This window comes from Actinoplanes sp. NPDC048988 (assembly GCF_043197815.1).
Classification (GTDB): domain Bacteria; phylum Actinomycetota; class Actinomycetes; order Mycobacteriales; family Micromonosporaceae; genus Actinoplanes.
The window spans coordinates 58,309-77,759 of record NZ_JBICTW010000014.1 but is presented as its reverse complement, the minus strand read 5'-3'; the positions used below and the strand labels follow the sequence as shown (position 1 = coordinate 77,759).

Below are 19,451 nucleotides of genomic sequence, written 5' to 3'. Positions count from 1 at the left end.
AGCCGGCGCCGCCCGTAGAGGTCGCCGAGCCGGCTCAGCACCGGGGTGAGGACGGCCGAGTCGATCAGATAGGCGGTCAGCGTCCAGGTGACGGTCGGCCGGTCGGTTGTGGCGGCGCGCACACGTGGCCGAGACCACGCACAGATTCGCCACTAGATGTCCACTGGCGATTTCTAACTTCGGCTCGAACGAAGGAGAAGGCAATGAACAAAAAGGTCCTCAGTCTCGTCGGTGCCGGTGCGGTCTTCGCCGCCGGTCTCACCGGCACCGCCGCCTACGCGGGCGGCAACCACCACGCCGCCAAGAAGCCGACCGTCGTGCTCGTGCACGGCGCGTTCGCCGACTCGAGCGGCTGGAACGGGGTCGTGCAACGGCTCCAGAAGGACGGCTACCCGGTCGTCGCGGCGGCCAACCCGCTGCGCGGCGTCGCCTCCGACGCCACCGCCGTGCGCGCCCTGCTCGACAGCATCGACGGGCCGATCGTGCTGGTCGGTCACTCGTACGGCGGCAGCGTCATCTCCAAGGCGGCGGCCGGCGACAAGAACGTCAAGGCACTGGTCTACGTCGCGGCCTTCCTGCCCCAGGCCGGCGAGAGCGCGGCCGACCTGTCCGGCAAGTTCCCGGGCAGCACGCTCGGTGACACGCTCAAGCAGGTGCCGCTGCCCGGCGGCCACGTCGACCTGTACATCGACCAGGCCAAGTACCCGCGGCAGTTCGCGGCCGACGTCCCGCTCAAGGACGCCAAGCTGTCCGCCGTCTCGCAGCGCCCGATCGACCAGGCGGCGCTGGCCGAGGACGCGGCCGGCGCCCAGGCCTGGCAGACCATTGCGAGCTACGACCTGATCAGCGGGGCCGACAAGAACATCCCGCCGGCCGCCCAGCAGTGGATGGCCGAGCGGGCGCACGCCAAGGTGCGGACGGTCAAGGGCGCCTCGCACTCGGTCTTCGTCTCGCACCCCGGCACCACGGCCTCGTTCATCGAGAAGGCCGCGCGCGAGACCGTACGGTAAACAAGGAGAAAGACCACCTGAACCGGGTCGACGGCGCGGCGCCGGGGTTCAATGGCGAACGTGGCTGCGACGACGTTACGGTTCAGCGTTCTGGGCCCGGTGCGGGTCCGCAACGGCACGGTGGACCTCGAGCTCGGCGGGCGCCAGCAGCGGTTGCTGCTGGCTCTCCTGCTGGCCCGGGCGGGCACGGTGGTCGGCCTGGCTGAGCTGGTCGACGCCATCTGGGGCGACGACCCGCCGGCGAGCGCGGTGAACAGCATCCACCGCGCGGTCGGCACGCTGCGCCGGCTGATCGAGCCCACCCTGCCGGTACGGGCGGTCGGTGAGCACCTGGTGCGGCACTCGGCCGGTTACCGGCTCGAGGTCGACGAGGACGCGCTCGATCTGCTGCGCTTCCGGGCCCTCGTGCGGCGGGCGCGGCAGGCGGCGGGCGAGGCCGAGGCGGTGCACCACTACGCCGAGGCGCTGGCGCTGTGGCAGGGTCCGCCGGCGGCCGGGCTCGAGCCGGTGTCCCGTACTCACCCGGCCTTCATCGCCCTCGAGGCCGAGCTGGCGCAGACCGTCCGTGAGGCGGGCGACGTGGCCCTGCGGGCCGGTCACGCCCGGCTGATCCTGCCCACGCTGCGGCGGATCGGCGGATGGCGGCCGTTCGACGAGGCACTGCAGACCCGCGTCATGCTGGCCCTGGCCGCCGAGGGCCGCCAGGCCGAAGCCCTGGAGGCCTTCCAGGAGATTCAGCGCCGCCTCTCCGAGGAGCTGGGTCTCGATCCCGGCCCCGAGCTCCGCGCCGCCCGCGACCGCGTGCTGCGCCAGCAGCCGGCCGCGGCGCCCGCGCCCGACGATCGGGCCGCGCCGCCGCGGGCGTTCGTTCCGGCTCAGCTGCCGGGCGACCATCCCTACTACACCGGCCGGGCCGACGTGCTCGCCCGGGCCGAGGCGATTCTGGCCGACGACCGCCGGCAGGGCCGCCCGACCGTGGCGCTCGCGTTCGACGGCATGCCCGGCGTCGGGAAGACCACCTTCGCCATCCACCTGGCCCATCGGCTCGCACCGTCCTATCCGGACGGGCAGCTCTACGCCGATCTCCGCGGCTTCGCCCCGGAGGGACCGATGACTCCGATCGAGGCCGTGCGGGGGCTGCTGAGTTCCCTGGGGGTACGCGGTGACGACCAGCCCGCCGAACTCCAGGCCGCGGCCGGGCTCTTCCGGAGCCTGCTGGCCGGCCGGCGGATGCTGCTCGTGCTCGACAACGTCCGCGACTTCGAGCAGATCCGCCACCTGCTGCCGGGCACGCCGGGCAGCCTCGTGCTGGTGACCAGCCGGGCCCGGATCACCGACCTGATCACGGCCGGGGCCCACCCGCTGCCGATCGAACTGCCCTCCACCGCCGAGGCCCGGGAGAACCTGGTCAGCCGCCTCGGCCGGGCCCGGGTCGGCGCCGAGCCGACCGCCGTGCAGGCCCTGATCGAGCGCTGTGGCCGGCACCCGCTGGCCCTGGCCATGGTGGCGGCGCGGGCGATGGCCCGGCCGGACACCCCGCTCACCGAGATCGCGGCCGACCTGGGCGTGAGCCCGGACCACCTGGACGGCTTCGACGACACCCTGACCGCCGTCTTCTCGTGGTCGTACCGGGCCCTCTCCCCCGCCGCGGCGGCCCTGTTCCGCCTGCTGCCGCTCTATCCGGGCCCGGAGATCACCGTGGACGTGGCGGCCGCCCTGGCCGGCACCGGCGAGCGGACCGCCCGGTCGCTGCTGGGCGAGCTGGCGCAGCAGATGCTGACCCAGGTCCGCGGTGGCCGCCACCAGGTGCACGACCTGCTGCGCGCGTACGCGGCCGATCTGAGCGCGGCCGAGGACACGCCGCGGAGCCGGGACGCGGCCGCGTCCCGGCTCTACGAACACCTGGGCTGGATCGATCAGCCGCGTCGCGTGCCCGCTCGGCGAGAAGCCGCCCGGCCGCCCGGATGATGCGCCCCCGCGTGTTCCCTGCCACGGTCCGCACCTAAACGACCCCTTTCCTGAACCCGGGCGGGACAACCACCGTCGTATGGGTGACTGTGCAAAAAGAAAGGACCGGGACAATGGCCGATAATTGGCTTCCGCAACGCCAGGGACCGCGGGTCGCCGAGCAGGCTCTGTCGGCCGAGGAGATCGCGTTCCTCGACGCGTTCCTCAGCGCCGCGGTCACCGTGCAGCGCAACCTCGACTCCGACCTGAAATGTGAGCAGAACCGCACCCTCAGCGAATACATCACGCTGCGCCGCCTCGGTGACGCGCCGGATCGCCGGATGCGGATCAACGAGCTCGCCGCCACCGCCTTCCTGTCGCTGAGCCGGATGAGCCGCATCGTGGAGAAGCTCGAGCAGCAGGGCCTGGTCACCCGGGAGCAGGTGCCGGACGACCGGCGCGGCTGGAACGCGGTGCTCACCGAGGCCGGCCTCGAGTGGCTGCGGCGCGGCGACCGGGCGTACGCGGCCAGCGTGCACCGCCACGTCCTGGACCAGCTCGACCAGCGGGACCTGCCGGCGCTGACCAGCGTCGCCCGCGTGCTGGCCAACCTCCCCGACCGCAAGCCGGCCTTCATGCGCGCCGCCTGAGCGTTCCCCCCGCGAGAAAGGGCCGGCGCAGCGCCGGCCCTTTCTCGTGAAGCGGGCTACTACTCCCGGTGGGCGGCGATGAACTGCAGCACGCTGTCCTGGAAGCGCTCGGGCTCCTCGACATTGCCGAGGTGACCGCTGTGCTCGAGGATGACCAGCCGCGAGCCCGGGATCAGGTCGTGCATCTCGCGGGCCCAGCGCTCGCCGCAGATGATGTCGTAGCGCCCGGCGATGACCAGGGCGGGCACCGCGATTCCGGCCAGCAACTCCCGGTCGTCGATCGGTTCGGCGTGCCCCTCGGCGTCACGGCCCGAGATGTAGTTGACCCGGATGTGCTCGCGGAACGGCTCGAACTCGGCCTCCCGGCCCCAATAGTCGGCCAGGTACGAGGGCAGCAGCCCGCGCAGCGCGAGGGTCAGCTGCGCGTCGTCGGTGATCGAGCCGACCGCCTGCAGCGACTGGAGCACCGCCGGCACCTCGGGGTTGCCCTCGTTGCGCTTGACGAACAGCTCGACCTGGCGCCCCACCTCGGCGCCCTGTTCGGCCCCGGTGACCGGGGCGCTGTCGTACAGGATCACGCCGGCCAGGCGCCGCGGGCGGGTGGACGCGTAGTACTGGGCGACGAAACCGCCGTACGAGTGCCCCAGCAGGAAGACCTTGTCGGCGCCGAGGTCGTCGACGATCCGGTCGATCGCCGCCGAATAGAGCTCGCGTGTGTAGCCGTCCGGGTGGGTCGGCAGCCGGCCCGACTCGCCGGTGCCCAGCGCCTCGACGTACGCGACCCGGGCGTGCTCCTCGACGGCCGGGATCCGCAGGTAGTCCCAGAAGACGCCGGGGCCGCCGGGCATCGCCACGACGACCGCCGGCCCCCGCCCATACACGTGATATCGCTGCTCGACGCCGTTGACGTCGACGGTGTGAATGGCCATGTCCGGTACAACGCGGCGGCCCCGGACCAGCTCACCGGTGTGACCGGCGGCATCACGCCAGCGCCTCGCGCAGCGACCGCAGGGCGTAGTGCGCGCGCGATTTCACCGTCCCGGCCGGCACGCCCAGGCCGCGGGCGATGTCGGCCACCGAGCGGCCCTTGACGTACAACTCGTCGAGGATGGTGCGATGGGCCTCGCTGAGCGCGCGCAGCCCGTACCGCAACTGCTGAATCGCCACCGCCGTCTCCGCGGTGTCCTCGGCGTCCGGCATGGCGGCCAGGTCGAGGTTCTCCACCTCGGCCGGGCGGGCTTTGCACATCCGCAGGGCGTCGATCGCGGTATTGCGCGCGACCGTGTAGAGCCACCGCCGCGCCGACTCGCCGTCCGCCGGCATGGCGTCCATCCGGCGCCAGGTGCGCAGCATCGTCTCCTGGAGCAGATCCTCGGCGAACGACCGGTCGCCCCTGGTGAATCCGCGCAGATAGCTCAGCAGGGCGTCACCGTGTTCCGCGTGCAGCGCTGTGAGCCGGGAACTGTTCTCGTTGGCCACGAGACGAAAGCTAGGTCGTGGCGATGGAGAAACAGTGGGGTTCGAATGGGCCGGCCGCGGCGGCGGAGGTTCAGTCGCCGCGACGGTAGAGGTAGACGGTGGGCCGCTCCGGCGCGGGCTTGCTGTCCGGGCCGGGCGCGGTGACGGCGGCCGCGTCGGCCGCGGTCCGCTCCTCGCCGCAGGCCGACGCGAAGGCGAGGCCGAAGCTCGCGACGATCGCTAGGGGTGCTATCCGGGCGAGACGCATGGTGGAACTCCTTCGATAGGTGCCGTAACTCCTCCACAACGGCTCGGGAACGCCCGGGTTCACCGGGGGCGACTATCTCTCAGAAGAGTTCGGTACGCCCGTACGGGCCGCTATCTTTGGCGCCGTTGTGAGCCAGAACCCGATCCGATTCACCGTGCTCGGGCCGGTACGGGCGTTCAGCGGTGACCGCCGCTACTCCGTCTTCCTCTCCATCGACGCCGAGTACGCGACGGTGGCCCGGGACGCGGCCCGCGCCGCCGTCGCCTTCGACCGCGTCGGCCAGATCCTGCCCGCCGTGCGCCGGGCGGCCGAGAGGAACCCGCTGGACGAGTCGCTTCAGGCCCGGCTGATGCTCATGCTGGCCGCCGACGGCCGGCAGGCCGACGCGTTCGCGCTGTTCCAGTGGGTCCGCGACACGCTCGCCCGGGAGCTGGGCGTGGACCCGGGAGCGGAACTGCGGGCCGCGTACGACGAGGTGCTGCAACCCCGGCCGCGGGCGGCCGAGCGGGCGGCGCTGGACGCGATCGTCGAGGCGTGCGGGCGGTTGCCGGCCGCCCTGACGGCGGTCGCCACCGAGACCTGTAGGCGCCTGGACGGACTGGCCGCGCGCCTGCGCCGGGACAGCCTGGACGCCCTCGGTGGGCTGCGGACGGCCTTCGCCGGGTCGTACGAGGCGTTGCCCGAACCCGCGGCCCGGCTGTTCCGCCTCCTGTCGCTGCACCCGGGGCGCGACCTGACCCCGGCCGCCGTGGCGAGTCTCGCCGGGCGGCCGGAACGGGAAACCGTACCCGTGCTGGCCCGTCTCACCGGCGAGAACCTGCTCCTGACCACACCGTCGCAACGACTCGCCTCGCATGCGCTGCTGACGGCGTACGCGAAAGAACTCTCGCCCAAGCGGGACCAGCCGGCCGAGCTCGACGCGGCGGAAACGCGCCTGTTCGCCCATTACCGCCACACGGCGTACGAGGCGAACCGGCTCCTCTGCCCTTTGCTCGAACCCCCGGATCCGGGTGTACGGCCGGAGGGCGTGACCGTCGAGGAGTTCGGCGACCACCGCGGGGCGTTCCGGTGGTTCCGCACCGGGCATCGCGTGCTGCGGGCGCTGATCGAACGCCGGGACGGGCCGGGCGTGTGGCAGTTCGCCACCACGATGGTGCCGTTCTATCAGGGCAGCGGGCTGCGGCACGAATGGCTCGCGCCGGCACGGGCGGCGCTGGTCTCGGCCGAGCGGACCGGCGACCGGCTCGGCGAGGCCCACATGCAGCGCTGCCTGGCCGGCTGTCTGCGCCTCGGCGACCGGCGCGGAGTGGCCGGCTGCCTGCTCGGCCTGGGCCAGCTGCGGCAGCGGCCGGTCAGCCCGAGATCGCGGCCGGCCCGCTGCGCCGCTCGGTCGAGCTGCACCGCGAAGCCGGCCACCGGGCCGGGGAGGCCGAAGCCCTGATCGCGCTCGGCGACGCGCTCACCGGCGGCGACGCCCACCCGGCGTGGCGCGCGGCCCTCGACATCCCGGCCGAACTGCGGCTCCCGGCGATCCGGGACGTGCAGCGCCGATTGCACACTGGAAGGGGAAAGACATAGAAACCGTCGCCGTGGTCGCGGCCGACCCGATCGTCCGGGCCGGCCTGACCCGCATCCTGACGTCGTCGCCCGGCCTCACCGTGCGCCACGAACTGGCCGACCTCACCGCCCTGCGCGCCGTGCCGTCGCCGACGCTGGTCGTCGTCGACCTGGACGAGCGGGTTCCGCCCGCATCCTGGCAGCGGCCGCGCGTCGTCGCGCTGGTGCGCCCGCCGAGCCCACCGGACCTGCTGGCCGCGCTGCGCGGCGGCGCCATCGGCCTGATCACCCGGCGCAGCGCGGCCACCGACCTGGGCCTGGCCGTGGAGGCGGTGCGCCGCGGCGGCGCCTACGTGGCGGCCGAACTGCTCACGGCACTGCCCACGCCCAGCCACGAACCGCGGCTGACCGACCGTGAGGTGGAAACCCTGCGCTGGGTGGCGCAAGGCCTGACCCACAGCCAGATCGCCCGCCGCATGGGCCTGACCGAGTCGACGGTCAGCACCTACGTGAAGCGGATCCGGACCAAACTCCAGGCCGGGAACAAGGCGGAGCTCACCCGGCGCGCCATCGAACTCGGCTTCCTCACGCGGTTTCCCCAGGGTCCCGGGTCACACATCTGAACACGCACGGAGGGGACGCGTTCAAGCGGTGAGGAGCCACGTTCGTAAGGAGACCGACATGAGCCGCTGGACGCTCTACCTGTGGCAGGCGCTGGCCGCGCTGGGCGAGGCCGACTACCCGATGGACCGGGTCACCGCCGAGTACGAGAGGGAACGCAACCGCCGCTTCGAGGTCGACCTCGACGACGACCGGTCGGTACGGGCGGCGTTCCGCTCCATCATGGAGTGGGAGTACGGGCCGAGCGCCTTCAAGTGACGGCTACATCCGTCCCGGCAGCGTGGCCAGCGCCGCCGACCGCTGCCGCACCAGATCGTCGTACGTGCCGTCGCGCTCGGCCCACCGGTGCGTGAGCACGCCCTTCACCAGGACCTCGTGCGGGGTCGGGCTCTGGCCGAGCTGCTCCAGGACCTCGTCGAGGAACGGCTCCAGATCGAGCGCGTGCGGGTTCAGCCGCTTCGCCTCGGGCACAGTGGCGACCGCCGGCGGAACGAGCTCGGCCACCTCGACGCCGGTGCCGTCGAGCTGCGCCCGAAGCGCTTCGGAGTAGGCGTGCACCCCGGCCTTGGACGCGGCATAGGTGGGCATGAGCGGAAACGGCAGAAAGCCGATCCCCGACGTCACGGTGACGAAGGCCCCTGCTCCGCGCCCGATCAGATGCGGGGTGAAGGCGTCGACGACCCGGATCGTGCCGAGCAGGTTCGTCTCGACGATCGCACGGGCGGTATCAAAGTGCGCGGGATCCCGCAGATCCTCGGTCGCCATGAGCCCGGCCGAGACGACGACCAGGTCAAGCCCGGGGTGGCTGGCCAGCACAGCATCGCGGGCCCGCAGAACCGACTCGGCGTCGGTGATGTCGATCGTCACATCCGCGTCCTTACGGGCGGCGGTGACAACGGTGCTGCCGGCGGCGGCGAGGCGCCGCGCCAGCCCGGCCCCGATGCCCGTACTGCCACCAACGATGAGAGCGGTCCGATTCATGATGTCCATGGAGCCAATCTCCGTCCGGACGGCCACCCCAGTAAGGGCCCCACCGATCCTGGGACCGGCAGGACCACTTTCACGCGGCATCACCGACGTACGGCGCAAGGCCCGACGCGTGGCTCAGAATCGCGCTGGTCCTCGATACGCGACTTCGCCCGCCTCGGTAGCGGATCACCTTATAGGTGTCCGCGAAGGAGCGGGCATCACCTCAACGACGAGGAGGCACCCCGTGTACTCACGCGAATGCTTCTGCCTCCGCGACGCTGATGCTGCTTCAACAGCCGCCTATTTCGCCGGTCAGGAATAGCCTATGATTGGCATGATCCTTCCTTTGATTTCGATCTTCGGGGTGCGAGATAATGCTTTATGGCACAGCTGGAGTTTTTCTCGAGGTCGGTAGTTTCTAGTATGCGGGATTGGACTAGGGCGCGGAACTACTCGCCGTCCCAAGCTGGTTTTCGGCGGGATCAAGCGGACCGTCGGCGGTGGGGACTCAAACGGCGCCATGCGTCGAAGTTGTGTCAGTTACATGGTTGTTCGCGGGCGTGCGGGGAGGTGGGCCTGCATGATCCGGTCGAGCGCATACCTCCGCTGATCTGGGACGACGAGGCCCCTGGCCCGCCGGCGCCGACCGGCGAGGCACCCTACGACCACGCCCAGTGGCCAGGTCCATGCGGCCCGGCTGACCGAGTGACGCCTGCTCGCCAGCTCGAAGGCCCAGCGCAAGCCGCGCCCGCGCGTTCCGCCAGGAAGCCGGCCCACACCGACCCGACGCCCCAGGCCGAACCGGCGACCAGGCCCGAGCCTATTGCCGAGCCCAAGCCTGATCCGGCAACCGAGGCGGAACCCGTAGCCGAGGCCGAACTGATGCCCAAGTCCGATCCGGTGACCGAGCCTGGACGCAAGCCCGAGCTGGCAGCCGAGCCCAAGCCCCAACCTGGACCCGAGCCGACAGCCGAGCCGACAGCCGACGCCGAGCCGACAGCCGAGGCCGAGCCGACAGCCGAGGCCGAGCCGACAGCCGAGCCGACAATTGGGGCCGAGCCGGTAGCCGAGGCATTGACCCAGACCGAGCCAGTGGCCAGCGAAAACTCGACGATCGACGCCCAACCAACGGCCCAGACCGAGCCGGTGGTCGGAGCCGAGGCGCTGGCGGAGATCGAGGCGTTGGTCGAGACGGCCGCCAGCGCCAAGGCGGGGGTCAAGACAGAGGCGACAGCCGATGCCAAGGCGGAGGTCGAGGCCGAGACGGCCGCCAGCGCCGAAGTGAAGGCCGAGGCCGAGACGGCCGCCAGCGTCCAAGAGAAGGCCGTGACGGAGGCGACGGCCAGCACCCAGGAGAAGGCCGTGACGGAGGCGACGGCCAGCGCCCAGGCGGAGGTCGAGGTCGTAACGCGGGCTGAGGCGGCGGCGGTTCGGGGCGAAGCCGAGACTGTCTTGCCAGGTTTCTCAGCGGCCGGTGATGGCGATCGAGCGTTGGCTATGACAGTGCCGTTCGCCGCTTACTTGTTCTCGCCGTCGCGGTGGCTACTGGGAATGTCGCGCAACAATGGCATTACGGAGCGATCGTCGGCTGCGGCGCGAATATGGCGATATCCGTGCCGCGCGTTATGCAGGTTGCGCCATACGAAGACATTCTCGAGTAACGAGCCAAGGGAGCCGCGCCCGAATACACAATAGCTAATCCGGTTGGCGCTGGGCAATGGCGGCGCTTGGTGGCATCGGGTAGGGCGATAGGAAGTCGCGCGGAGGCATGGATTGGCCACTGTCTCGAAGCCAGGCGCGCGTAGAGGGACTCACCGTCGGGATGGCCGGGCGGCGCGCGTGCTGCAAGGTGGCTCCGGTTGGGAAGCGAGGGCGTAGAGGCCGACCGGGTGAGGGGCCCAGGCCCAGCTCAGCAGGTAGTTCGGTTGGGCGCGCTCCCACGTTTCCGGTGTACGCTCCGGCACGGACTAGGGGGAAGACGTGCCGGGTGAAGTGATGTTGCGTGGGCGCCGGCGCGAGCAGGAGACGCTCGACCGGCTGGTGCGTGACGTCCGTGCGGGGCAGAGCCGGGTGCTGGTTCTTCGGGGTGAGGCCGGGGCCGGCAAGACCGCGCTGCTGGATCACCTGGCTGAGCACGCTGATGGCTGCCGGGTGGTGCGGGCGGCGGGGGTCGAGCTGGAAAGTGAGATCGCCTACGCCTCGCTTCAGCAGCTCTGCGCGCCGCTGCTCGGGTACCTCGACGCCGTGCCGGAGCCGCAGCGGGATGCTTTGTCTGTCGCGTTCGGGCTCCGCGGCGGCAACCCGCCTGAGGCGCTGGTGCTCGGGCTGGCCGTTCTGCATCTGCTCGCTGAGGCGGCGGCCGAGCGGGCGCTGGTATGCGTGGTCGACGACGCGCAGTGGGTCGACCGGATGTCGGCGACCATTCTCGCCTTCGCCGCTCGGCGGCTTGAGGCCGAGTCGGTGGCGCTGGTCTTCGCCGTTCGGACCCCGGCCGATGACCAGACGCTGCGCGGGCTGCCCGAGCTGAGGGTCGACGGGCTGGCCGACGCCGACGCCCGGGCGCTGCTCGACTCGGTGCTTCCCGGGCCCGTCGACGACCGAGTGCGCGACCGGATCGTCGCCGAGACCCGCGGCAATCCCCTCGCCCTGCTCGAACTGCCTCGGGGGCTCACCCCGGCCGAGCTGGCGTTCGGCTTCGGCGGGCGGGGCAGTGCCCCGCTGGCCGGGCGGGTCGAGGAGGGCTTCCAGCGGCGCATCGCGGCCCTGCCCGCCGACAGCCGCCGGCTGCTGCTCACCGCCGCCGTCGAGCCGGTCGGGAACGTACCGCTGCTCTGGCAGGCCCTGGAACGTCTCGGCATCGGGCCCGAGGCCGCGGCCGCCGCCGAGTCGGCCGACCTGATCGAGGTGGGCGCGCGCCTGCGGTTCCGGCATCCGCTGGTCCGCTCGGCCGCCTGGCGGTCCGGGCACGCGGCCGAACTGCGCGAGGTGCACCGGGTGCTGGCCGAGGTCACCGACCCCGAGCAGGACCCGGACCGGCGGGCCTGGCATCGCGCGCACGCCACCCTCGGCTTCGACGACGAGGTGGCGGCCGAGCTGGAACGTTCGGCCGAACGGGCGCTGGCCCGGGGCGGCCGGTCGGCCGGCGCCGCCTTCCTGGAACGCGCGGCCGAGCTCACCCCCGACCCCGGCCGCCGGGCCGACCTACTGCTGCGGGCCGCCCGGTCCCGGGCCGACGCCGGCTCCCCCGAGCTCGTGCCGGCCCTGCTGGCCACCGCCGAGCTGGCCCCGCTGACCCCGTTGCAGCAGGCCCGTGTCGAGCGGCTGCGGGCCCGCGTCTCCTTCCTCACCAATCCGGGCGTGTCCAGCGTGCATCCGCTGCTGGCGGCCGCCCGCAAACTGGAGAAACTGGACGCGGACGGGGCCCGGGAGACCTACCTGATGGCGATCGGCGCGGCCATGTACTCGGGACGTCTCGGCGGGGCCGGCGACCTGCGCCTGGCGGCCGAGTCGGCGCGCGGCCTGCCGCCCAGCCACAGCTTCGCGGGCCGGTTCCTGGCCGCGCTCACCACCTGGGCGGTGTCCGGGCACGCGGTGGCCGCGCCGGAACTCGTACAGGCGCTGGAATCGATGAACGACCGTGAGGACCTCGGATTGTTGTGGCTGGCCGCGCCGGCCGCGCACGAGGTGTTCCGGATCGACCTCGCGCGGCGGCGGGCCGAGCAGGCCATCACCTTCGCCCGGCGGATCGGCGCCCTGTCGATGCTGCCGACGGCGCTGAGTTTCCGGGCCGGCAACCTGATCATGCTGGGGCGGTTCTCGGACGCCTCGGGTCTGCTCGACGAGTGCGCGGCCGCCGCGGCGGCGACCACCATCCCGACGATCCCGTCGGCCGCGCTCACGCTGGCCGCCTACCGGGGCCGCGAGCGGGAGGCGGCCGAACTGTTCGAGCGGACCCGGGCCGACGCGCGGGCGCGGGGTCAGGGCCGGCTGATCGGCCTGACCGCGTACGCCGAAGCCGTCCTGCGCAATGGTCTCGGCCAGTACGAGGCGGCGCTGGCGGCGGCCCGTGAGGGCGTGTCCTATCCGGACCCGGCCGTCTACCAGTGGACGCTGGGCGAGCTGGTCGAGGCGGCGGTCCGGGCCGGTCAGCGCGCCGTCGCCGCCGAGGCCCGCGAGCGGCTGGCCGTGCGGACCGCGGCCGTCGGCAACGACTGGGCGCTGGGGGTTCAGGCGCTGGCCGACGCGCTTCTGGAGCCCTCCGACGAGCTTTTCCGCGAGGCCGTCGCGCGTCACGGCGCAGCCGCGATGCCGGTGCCGCAGATGAGGGCCCGATTGCTGTACGGCGAGTGGCTGCGCCGCGACAACCGGCGCGCCGAAGCGCGGGTCGAGCTGCGGGCCGCCCACGAGGCGTTCACCACCATGGGCGCCGAGGCCTTCGCCGAGCGGGCCGGCCGCGAGCTGACGGCCACCGGTGAGACCGTGCGCGCCCGCACCCCCGGCGCGCCGGCCGACCTGACCGCCCAGGAGGGCCAGATCGCCCGTCTGGCGGTGGCCGGCCGGACCAACGCCGAGATCGCCGCCGCGCTGTTCCTGAGCCCGCGCACCGTCGAATGGCACCTGCGCAAGGTTTTCACCAAGCTCGGCATCGGCTCACGCCGCGAGCTGGCCGGGGCCTTGGGCGATCACTGACCCGGGATCAGCGCGGCGATCGCCGCGGGGTCGGCCAGGTGCGGGAAGTGGCTGCCCGGCATCACGGTCACCGCGACCGACGGCAGGGCGGCGGTGAGCCAGCCCAGGTAGGGCAGGGGCGGCTCGCCGGCGGTCACCCAGCGGTAGCCGACCTCCCGTTCGCGCAGGGCGGCCAGGTCGGTCTGGCGCTCGGCCCGGATCGCCTCGTCGGTGTGGTGCAGGAGCTCGTCCCAGTAGCCGAGCAGCAGGTCGGGCCGCGGATCGGTGTCGTTCTCGACGATTTTCCGGGCCTCCGGCGGCAGGGTGCCGATCGCCATGCCGGCCAGCATCCGGTCCCAGAACTGGCGCCAGTCGGGACCGCGCAACAGCGGCTCGGCCTGGCGGACGGTGGCCCCGAACGGGCCGGGCAGCAGCGGCTGGTCGAGGTTGATGACGGCCCGGGCCGGGTAGAGGGCCGCGTACTTGGTGGCGATGATCCCGCCGATGGAGTGTCCGATGAGGACCGGGTCGGTCAGGCCGGCCGCGGTGACCTGGTCGTGGATGATCCCGGCGACCTCGGCCATCCGGTACGTGTCGCGGCGCGGGGCGTCGCCGTGGCCGGGCAGATCCGGGGCGAGCACCGGCCGGCCGGCCGGGAGCACCCGGCGCAGCGGGTCCCAGTGCCGCTTGTCGAAGGTCAGGCCGTGCAACAGAACGAGCGACATGGAGTCGTCCTCTCAGGGTGTGGTGAGCAGTTCGCGGATGAGGCTCTCGGTCTCGTCGTAGCCGCCCTCGCCGACCGCGATGTGCCGGACCTGGCCCATGGCGTCGACCAGGAAGAGCGAGGGCCAGGCCTGGACCCCGTACGCCTGCCAGGTCTGGTAGTCGTTGTCGACGGCGACCGGGTACTCGATGCCGTACCTGCCGACGGCCTTCCGAATTCCGGAGTATTCGTGCTCGAAGCTGTACTCGGGGGTGTGCACGCCGATCACCTCGAGGCCCTGGGCGTGGTAGTTGGCGTACCAGTCCTCGATATGCGGGATGACGTGCCGGCAGTTGACGCAGTCGAAGGTCCAGAAGTCGACCAGCACGACCTTGCCGCGCAGCTGGGCCAGCGTGACCGGGTCGCCGACCCAGTTCGTGATGCCGGTCAGGGCGGGCGCGGGCCCGCAGTCCTGGGCCCGGTCCGAGGGCGCGGTGTAGAGCGCCTGGCTGACGCACGCGGCCAGCACCGGCGGGGCGTCCGAGCCGGTCGGCACGCTCGCCGGGAGCAGACGCTGGATCTCGTGGTTGACGGCGGTCCCGTAGTCGGGCAGGTTCACGTTGAAGGTCAGCCCCAGGGCGAGCAGCACCACGGCTACGCCCGAGGCGACCCGGATGGCCCGCTGGCGGCGGCGGAACGCGGCCACCCGGGCGGTGACGGCCCGCCCGGCCAACGCGAAGATCATCAGCGTGACGCCGGTGCCGACGCCGAAGCCCACGGCCAGCGCCACCGTCCCGACCCCGACCCGGCCGGTGGCGCCGGCGACCGTGATGGCGGCCAGGACCGGGCCGGCGCAGGGGACGTAGACGGTGCCCAGCACCAGCCCGAGCACGAAGCCGCCGCGGTCGCGGCCCACCCGGCCCCGCGGCAGCCGGGCGAACGGCGCCTCCAGGATCGCCGCGAACCGCGGCACGATCAGCCCGGCGCCGAGCAGCAGGAGGGCCGCCAGCCCGGCCCAGCGGATCGCCCCGGGCGGAATGGGCAGGGCGGCCAGCAGCACCGCTCCCAGCAGCGTGAGCAGGCTGAAGCTCGTCACCAGCCCGGCCACCACCGGGTAGGGCCGGCGGTTCTGATCCGCGCCGGACAGGAAGATCACCGGGAGTACCGGCAGAATGCACGGCGACAGGGCGGTGATCACCCCGCCGACCAGGCCGATCAGTACGAGAGCGACATCCACACCCACCTACGACGCGCTTCGGCCGTCCGATCTCACGGCTGTGACCCGCGTTATAGGCGCCCCGATTCCTCAGCCGCCTCACAGCGCACCCGGACAACGCTCGGGCCGTGTCAATCGGGGAACTTGTCGTCGTGCTGGGCTCGGTCGCTCTCGTGGTGAGCCGCTGGCTGCCGTCCGCCGCCCGCCGTCCCACCGCCGTCGCGGCGGTCGTCGTGGTACTGGCCGGCGTCGCGGTCGGCCTGCCGGAAATACGCTGGCCGGTGATGTCGGTGCTGGCCGCCGACCTCCTGGCCGCGGCGGTGTGGCTGCTCCGCCGGCGCCGGTGGCCGGCCGTGTCCGCGTCCGTGGCGTGTCTCGCCCTCATCGCCGCGGGTGGTGGCGCGGCCTGGGCGCTGCCCGTGCCGGAGTTCCCGGAGCCGTCCGGGCCGGCCGCGGTCGGCACCTCGGTCATGCAGTGGGCCGACCCGGCCCGCGACCAGCGCCCCGTGGTCGTCCAGCTCTGGTACCCGGCGCAGTCGGTCAGCCCCGGCGCGCCGCGCGCGCAGTACCTCGGCCGCACCCGGCGGGAGGCGAAGACCGTCGCCGCCGCCGAGGCCGCCTACCTCGGAGCGCCCGCCTTCGTGCTGGACGGGCCGACCCGGGCCCACAGCCACGCGGTGGTCGACGCGACCCCGGCCGCCGGCCGCTTTCCGGTCGTGCTGTTCTCTCCCGGCCTCGGCGGCGTCCGCACCCAGAACACCGCCTGGGCCGAGGATCTGGCCAGCCGCGGCTACCTGGTGGCGGGGGTCGACCACCCGTACGACTCGGCCGCCGTCGTCCTGGCCGACGGCCGCACCCTGCGCACCCGGGTCACCGCCGACGGCGACCGCGCCGCCTGGGTCGCGGCGCGGGCCGCCGACCTCCGCTTCGTCCTCACCCGGCTCGGTGGTGTCGGCCCGGCCGACACCACCCGGGCCGCCGCGACCGGGCACTCCATCGGCGGGGCGGCCGCCATGCGCGCCGCCGAGCAGGACCCCCGGTTCACCGCCGTCGTCAACCTCGACGGCGGTCCCGACCCGGACCAGGGCCCGCTGCGCCAGCCGGTGCTCGCCCTCACCCACGAGCTCAAGGACCGGGCCGACACCGACTACGTCGCACTCCTGTCGAAGATCCTCGAAGGCGGCTCCGCGACCAGCTACCGGCTCACCGTGCCCGGCAGCGCCCACCTCACCTTCACCGACGCCCCGCTTTTCCTGCCGCCCGTCCCGTCCCTGGCCGGCTCCCTCGGCCGTACCGCAAGCGTGCGAATGACCGTCGAGACCACCGCCGCGTTCCTCGACACCACGCTGCGCGGCAGCACGGCCGACCTGCCGGCCGCCCTGTCCCGCCACGGTGAGCTCCACACGATGCCGGCGGGTTAGGGCATGGGGGTCATGTGCTCGACGTCGAGGCGCAGGTCGATCAGGAGCGGGCCGCGGCGGTCGGCGATCACCTTGGCCACGTGGTCGAGGTCGTCGCCGTCGTGGACCGTGAAGCCCTCGCCGCCCGCGGCCGTGGCGACCGCGGCCAGGTCGGGCCAGGCGAACAGCGACAGCGACGGGTCCAGGCCGCGGCGGGTGAACTGGATGTGTTCGGCGCCGTAGCCGCCGTCGTCGCAGACCACCACGATCAGGTCCTGCCCCTCGCGGACGGCGGTGGCGAACTCGGCCACGCCGCCGTGCATGAAGCCGCCGTCGCCGGTGACCATCACGACCGTACGGGTGGGGTCGGCCGCCGCGGCGCCGATGGCCGTGCCCATGCCGAGCCCGATCGAGCCGAAGTTCGCCGGGAGCACGAAGTGGCCGGGGTCGGTGTGCAGGTAGCGCAGCGACTCCATCATGAAACGGCCGCCGTCGCTGACCACCAGGCGCCGGGCCGGCAGCACCTCGTCGAGGCGGCGCAGCGCGGTCGGCGCGTCGACGGTGCCGGGCGCGGTCCGCGGGCTCTCCCCCGGCTCGTCCTGGGCCGCGAGGGCGGCCGCCATCTCGGGCGTCCGGAACGCCCGCGCCGGCGTACCGCGCAAGTCCACAGCGTCGACCAGGGCGTTCGCCACCGCGCCGGCGTCTCCGACGAGGATCGTCCCGGCCTCGGCCGGTACCGCCTCGGGCCGGGTGTCCACCGCGATCACCTTGCCGCCGGCCAGCAGGGAGCCACGGCGGGTGGTGTACGAGTTGAGCCCCGCGCCCAGGCTGACGACCAGGTCGGCCGAGTCGATGATGTCCCGGGTGGCCGGGCCGCCGAGGCTGCCCGCGATGCCCAGCGCGAACGGCTCGCCCCGGAACAGGTCACGCGCCTTGAGCGTGGTCGCCACCGGCGCTCCGATCCGCTCGGCCAGCCGCAGCACGGCGTCGCGGGCGTTCATCGCACCCCGCCCGGCCAGCACCACCGGGCGTTTCGCGGCCGCGATCCGGGCGGCCGCCCCGGCCACCGCGACCGGGTCGGGGAACGCCCGCTGCTCCTGGGGCAGGCGCAGCGGCACGTCGCGGTACTCGACGTCGGCCAGCATGAAGTCCGACGGCACGTTGAGCACCACCGGGCGGCGTTCCAGGATCGCCCGGCGCAACGCGACGGCCAGGTCGTCCAGGGTGCTCTCCGGCGTGCGGGCCTGCTCGAACCCGGCGCCGGTGGGCAGGACCACGTCGCGCTGGGCGATGTCCTGGATGTTGCCGCGGCTTCCGGTGGCCGTGTCGCCGGCGATCAGCAGCATCGGGGCCCGGCCCCGGACGCCCTCGACCAGCCCGGTCAGGGTGTTCGTCAGCGCCGGTCCGTGGGTGACGGTGACGACGCCGGGCCGGCCGGTCAGGTCGGCGTATCCGAAGCCCATGACAGTGGCGCCCGCTTCGTGGGCGGCGCCGATGTACTTCCCGTCGTACTCGTGCACGAAGCTGTGCACGAGGAACAGGTTCGCGTCGCCGATCAGGCCGAACATGGTGTCGACCTGGTGGGCGGCGAGGGCGCGTGCGAGCGCGGCGTGCAACTTCATCTCGAAACTTCCCTTCTCACCGTCCTTCCCGACGGATAAGCACCTTTCGTGTTCAAGATCCGTCCTGTGTCGAGTCTCATGCAATGCAACCTCGGCCACACACCCCAGCCGTCACATGAGGCAGGCTCGTACGGCGGAAAGGGGACGAACATGTACCGATGGGTGATCGCGGGGTTGCTGTGCGCCTCCGTGGCGGCGTGCGGAACCTCGAACCCTCCCGTCGAGGCGACCGTGCACACCCCACAGGCCCCGGCCCCGGCCACCGCGGCGCCGCCGTCGCGGCAGAAACTCGTCACCTACCCGGCCCACGGGGCCGCGAAGTGGTTCGTGGCGGCCGGGCAGGAGACGCCGGCCGCGGGCACAGGCGGGCGGCTGCTGCGCTATCGGGTCGCGGTCGAGACCGACATCCACAACCTGTCCACGCCGGCCTTCGCCGAGGCGGTCACCGCCATCCTGTCCGACAGGCGCAGCTGGGTGGGCGGCGGCACGCTACGGCTGCGACGGGTCGGTCCCGGCCAGCCGTACGACTTCACGATCTTCCTGGCCACGCCGGACACCCGTGACCGGCTGTGCGGCGACATCGCCGACGGCTACACGTCGTGCCGCAACGACGACGCCGTGGTGCTCAACGTCGCCCGCTGGGTCAAGGGCGTGCCCGGCTACGCGGCCGGCCTGGGCGTCTACCGGCAGTACATGGTGAACCACGAGGTCGGCCACCGCCTCGGGCACGGCCACGAGCTCTGCCCGGGGCCCGGCAAGCCGGCGCCGGTGATGCAGCAGCAGACCCTGGGCATGCACGGCTGCCGGCCCAACGCGTGGCCCTACCCGTCGGGGAGCAAGCTCTACCACGGGCCGTCCGGGCAGTACGACGACCAGCCGCCCCACCGCGACGAGGGCCGGCTGTCCTAGCCGGATTCAGCGGCCCGGGTAGCGTTCGGTGACCTCCTGCAGGAGGAAGCCGTTGCCGTCCGGGTCGCTGAACGAGGCGAACGAGCCGTACGACGCCCGGCCCGGGTAGAGCCCCGGCACCCGCTTGTCGGTGCCGGCGTGGTGGAACACGCCGTCCTCGTCGTGGAAGATCTCACTGACCTCGACGCCCCGGCCGAGCAGCTCGGCCCGGGCCTCTTCGATGTCCCGCACGGTCAGGTGGATGTTCTCCACAGTGCCCGGTGCGGCCGTGCCGATGCCGATGCCGACCGCTATCGAGCAGGGTGAGCCGGGCGGCGTGAAGTGCACGACCCGGAAGTCCTCCCCGTCGATGTAGTCGAGGTCCTCGCGGAATCCGATGCGCTTGAAGAACGCCTTGGACCGGTCGACGTCGGTCACCGGCAGAACGATCAGCTCGAGCTGGTAGTCCACCAT

18 protein-coding genes are annotated in these 19,451 nt (G+C 72.7%); 10 read left to right on the top strand and 8 right to left on the bottom strand.

All coding sequences use genetic code 11. From position 1 onward, the window contains the following. The first annotated feature begins 203 nt into the window (after positions 1 to 203). The 3 genes from ACGFJ7_RS33705 (at position 204) to ACGFJ7_RS33695 (ending at position 3,607) form a co-directional block, all read left to right on the top strand. Positions 204 to 1,010 (top strand): alpha/beta hydrolase, encoded by an 807-nt coding sequence (locus ACGFJ7_RS33705; protein WP_392645800.1) that lies wholly within the window; start codon positions 204 to 206, stop codon positions 1,008 to 1,010. Positions 1,011 to 1,070: 60 nt separating this feature from the next. Continuing rightward, positions 1,071 to 2,978: a BTAD domain-containing putative transcriptional regulator gene (locus tag ACGFJ7_RS33700; RefSeq protein WP_360254711.1), complete on the top strand. Its 1,908-nt coding sequence runs from the start codon at positions 1,071 to 1,073 to the stop codon at positions 2,976 to 2,978. A 113-nt stretch (positions 2,979 to 3,091) separates the two neighbouring features. Further along, positions 3,092 to 3,607 carry a MarR family transcriptional regulator gene (locus ACGFJ7_RS33695; protein ID WP_360254709.1) on the top strand — a complete coding sequence of 172 codons (516 nt, stop codon included), beginning with the start codon at positions 3,092 to 3,094 and terminating at the stop codon, positions 3,605 to 3,607. A 59-nt stretch (positions 3,608 to 3,666) separates the two neighbouring features. Here ACGFJ7_RS33695 and ACGFJ7_RS33690 read toward each other — a convergent pair whose 3' ends face one another. From ACGFJ7_RS33690 to ACGFJ7_RS33680, 3 genes are all read right to left on the bottom strand, one after another. Continuing rightward, a complete protein-coding gene (locus ACGFJ7_RS33690) occupies positions 3,667 to 4,536 on the bottom strand; it encodes an alpha/beta fold hydrolase (RefSeq protein ID WP_392645798.1) in 870 nt (289 codons plus the stop codon). 52 nt (positions 4,537 to 4,588) lie between these two features. Continuing rightward, complete coding sequence (locus ACGFJ7_RS33685) at positions 4,589 to 5,086, bottom strand: sigma-70 family RNA polymerase sigma factor (RefSeq protein WP_392645796.1); 498 nt, start codon at positions 5,084 to 5,086, stop codon at positions 4,589 to 4,591. Between the two features lie 70 nt (positions 5,087 to 5,156). Further along, positions 5,157 to 5,333, bottom strand: coding sequence for a hypothetical protein (locus ACGFJ7_RS33680; protein ID WP_360254703.1), 177 nt, complete (start codon positions 5,331 to 5,333; stop codon positions 5,157 to 5,159). 127 nt (positions 5,334 to 5,460) lie between these two features. Between ACGFJ7_RS33680 and ACGFJ7_RS33675 the strand changes: the two genes are divergently transcribed. The 3 genes from ACGFJ7_RS33675 to ACGFJ7_RS33665 all read left to right on the top strand — a co-directional run bounded on the left by ACGFJ7_RS33675 (position 5,461) and on the right by ACGFJ7_RS33665 (position 7,769). Further along, positions 5,461 to 6,774 (top strand): BTAD domain-containing putative transcriptional regulator, encoded by a 1,314-nt coding sequence (locus ACGFJ7_RS33675; RefSeq protein ID WP_392645794.1) that lies wholly within the window; start codon positions 5,461 to 5,463, stop codon positions 6,772 to 6,774. A 148-nt stretch (positions 6,775 to 6,922) separates the two neighbouring features. After that, the gene (locus tag ACGFJ7_RS33670; RefSeq protein WP_392645792.1) at positions 6,923 to 7,513 is read left to right on the top strand and encodes a response regulator transcription factor; all 591 of its coding nucleotides are present in this window, start codon (positions 6,923 to 6,925) and stop codon (positions 7,511 to 7,513) included. Positions 7,514 to 7,571: 58 nt separating this feature from the next. Next, the gene (locus ACGFJ7_RS33665) at positions 7,572 to 7,769 is read left to right on the top strand and encodes a hypothetical protein (protein WP_392645790.1); all 198 of its coding nucleotides are present in this window, start codon (positions 7,572 to 7,574) and stop codon (positions 7,767 to 7,769) included. A 3-nt stretch (positions 7,770 to 7,772) separates the two neighbouring features. Here ACGFJ7_RS33665 and ACGFJ7_RS33660 read toward each other — a convergent pair whose 3' ends face one another. Beyond that, positions 7,773 to 8,501, bottom strand: coding sequence for an SDR family NAD(P)-dependent oxidoreductase (locus tag ACGFJ7_RS33660; protein ID WP_360254695.1), 729 nt, complete (start codon positions 8,499 to 8,501; stop codon positions 7,773 to 7,775). 861 nt (positions 8,502 to 9,362) lie between these two features. On the opposite strand from ACGFJ7_RS33660, the gene ACGFJ7_RS33655 reads away from it, so the two are divergent. Together ACGFJ7_RS33655 and ACGFJ7_RS33650 are read left to right on the top strand one after the other, a co-directional pair. Then, on the top strand, positions 9,363 to 10,175 hold the full coding sequence (locus ACGFJ7_RS33655) for a hypothetical protein (RefSeq protein ID WP_392645788.1): 813 nt from the start codon (positions 9,363 to 9,365) through the stop codon (positions 10,173 to 10,175). Positions 10,176 to 10,460: 285 nt separating this feature from the next. Continuing rightward, entirely contained in the window at positions 10,461 to 13,169 is a 2,709-nt protein-coding gene (locus ACGFJ7_RS33650; RefSeq protein ID WP_392645787.1) for a helix-turn-helix transcriptional regulator, read from the top strand. Here ACGFJ7_RS33650 and ACGFJ7_RS33645 read toward each other — a convergent pair. Both ACGFJ7_RS33645 and ACGFJ7_RS33640 read right to left on the bottom strand, forming a co-directional pair. Continuing rightward, entirely contained in the window at positions 13,163 to 13,873 is a 711-nt protein-coding gene (locus ACGFJ7_RS33645; RefSeq protein WP_392645785.1) for an alpha/beta fold hydrolase, read from the bottom strand. The two genes, ACGFJ7_RS33650 and ACGFJ7_RS33645, sit on opposite strands and share 7 nt — an antisense overlap. Positions 13,874 to 13,885: 12 nt before the next feature. Next, complete coding sequence (locus tag ACGFJ7_RS33640; RefSeq protein WP_392645783.1) at positions 13,886 to 15,088, bottom strand: cytochrome c biogenesis protein/redoxin; 1,203 nt, start codon at positions 15,086 to 15,088, stop codon at positions 13,886 to 13,888. 107 nt (positions 15,089 to 15,195) lie between these two features. On the opposite strand from ACGFJ7_RS33640, the gene ACGFJ7_RS33635 reads away from it, so the two are divergent. Further along, on the top strand, positions 15,196 to 16,488 hold the full coding sequence (locus ACGFJ7_RS33635; RefSeq protein ID WP_392645782.1) for an alpha/beta hydrolase family protein: 1,293 nt from the start codon (positions 15,196 to 15,198) through the stop codon (positions 16,486 to 16,488). Here ACGFJ7_RS33635 and ACGFJ7_RS33630 read toward each other — a convergent pair. Next, complete coding sequence (locus tag ACGFJ7_RS33630) at positions 16,485 to 18,089, bottom strand: thiamine pyrophosphate-binding protein (protein ID WP_392645781.1); 1,605 nt, start codon at positions 18,087 to 18,089, stop codon at positions 16,485 to 16,487. The genes ACGFJ7_RS33635 and ACGFJ7_RS33630 overlap by 4 nt on opposite strands. A gap of 150 nt (positions 18,090 to 18,239) precedes the next feature. Between ACGFJ7_RS33630 and ACGFJ7_RS33625 the strand changes: the two genes are divergently transcribed. Then, complete coding sequence (locus ACGFJ7_RS33625; RefSeq protein ID WP_392645779.1) at positions 18,240 to 18,998, top strand: DUF3152 domain-containing protein; 759 nt, start codon at positions 18,240 to 18,242, stop codon at positions 18,996 to 18,998. Between the two features lie 6 nt (positions 18,999 to 19,004). Here ACGFJ7_RS33625 and ACGFJ7_RS33620 read toward each other — a convergent pair whose 3' ends face one another. Then, entirely contained in the window at positions 19,005 to 19,451 is a 447-nt protein-coding gene (locus ACGFJ7_RS33620) for a VOC family protein (RefSeq protein WP_360254679.1), read from the bottom strand.

Excerpts from the sequence above, each read along its gene's own strand:
- ACGFJ7_RS33705 (WP_392645800.1), top strand. The coding sequence starts at position 204 with ATGAACAAAAAGGTCCTCAGTCTCGTCGGTGCCGGTGCGGTCTTCGCC.
- ACGFJ7_RS33625 (WP_392645779.1), top strand. The coding sequence starts at position 18,240 with ATGTACCGATGGGTGATCGCGGGGTTGCTGTGCGCCTCCGTGGCGGCG.
- ACGFJ7_RS33655 (WP_392645788.1), top strand. The coding sequence starts at position 9,363 with ATGCCCAAGTCCGATCCGGTGACCGAGCCTGGACGCAAGCCCGAGCTG.
- ACGFJ7_RS33680 (WP_360254703.1), bottom strand. The coding sequence starts at position 5,333 with ATGCGTCTCGCCCGGATAGCACCCCTAGCGATCGTCGCGAGCTTCGGC.
- ACGFJ7_RS33660 (WP_360254695.1), bottom strand. The coding sequence starts at position 8,501 with ATGGACATCATGAATCGGACCGCTCTCATCGTTGGTGGCAGTACGGGC.
- ACGFJ7_RS33620 (WP_360254679.1), bottom strand. The coding sequence starts at position 19,451 with ATGGTGGACTACCAGCTCGAGCTGATCGTTCTGCCGGTGACCGACGTC.
- ACGFJ7_RS33695 (WP_360254709.1), top strand. The coding sequence starts at position 3,092 with ATGGCCGATAATTGGCTTCCGCAACGCCAGGGACCGCGGGTCGCCGAG.
- ACGFJ7_RS33630 (WP_392645781.1), bottom strand. The coding sequence starts at position 18,089 with ATGAAGTTGCACGCCGCGCTCGCACGCGCCCTCGCCGCCCACCAGGTC.
- ACGFJ7_RS33665 (WP_392645790.1), top strand. The coding sequence starts at position 7,572 with ATGAGCCGCTGGACGCTCTACCTGTGGCAGGCGCTGGCCGCGCTGGGC.
- ACGFJ7_RS33645 (WP_392645785.1), bottom strand. The coding sequence starts at position 13,873 with ATGTCGCTCGTTCTGTTGCACGGCCTGACCTTCGACAAGCGGCACTGG.
- ACGFJ7_RS33690 (WP_392645798.1), bottom strand. The coding sequence starts at position 4,536 with ATGGCCATTCACACCGTCGACGTCAACGGCGTCGAGCAGCGATATCAC.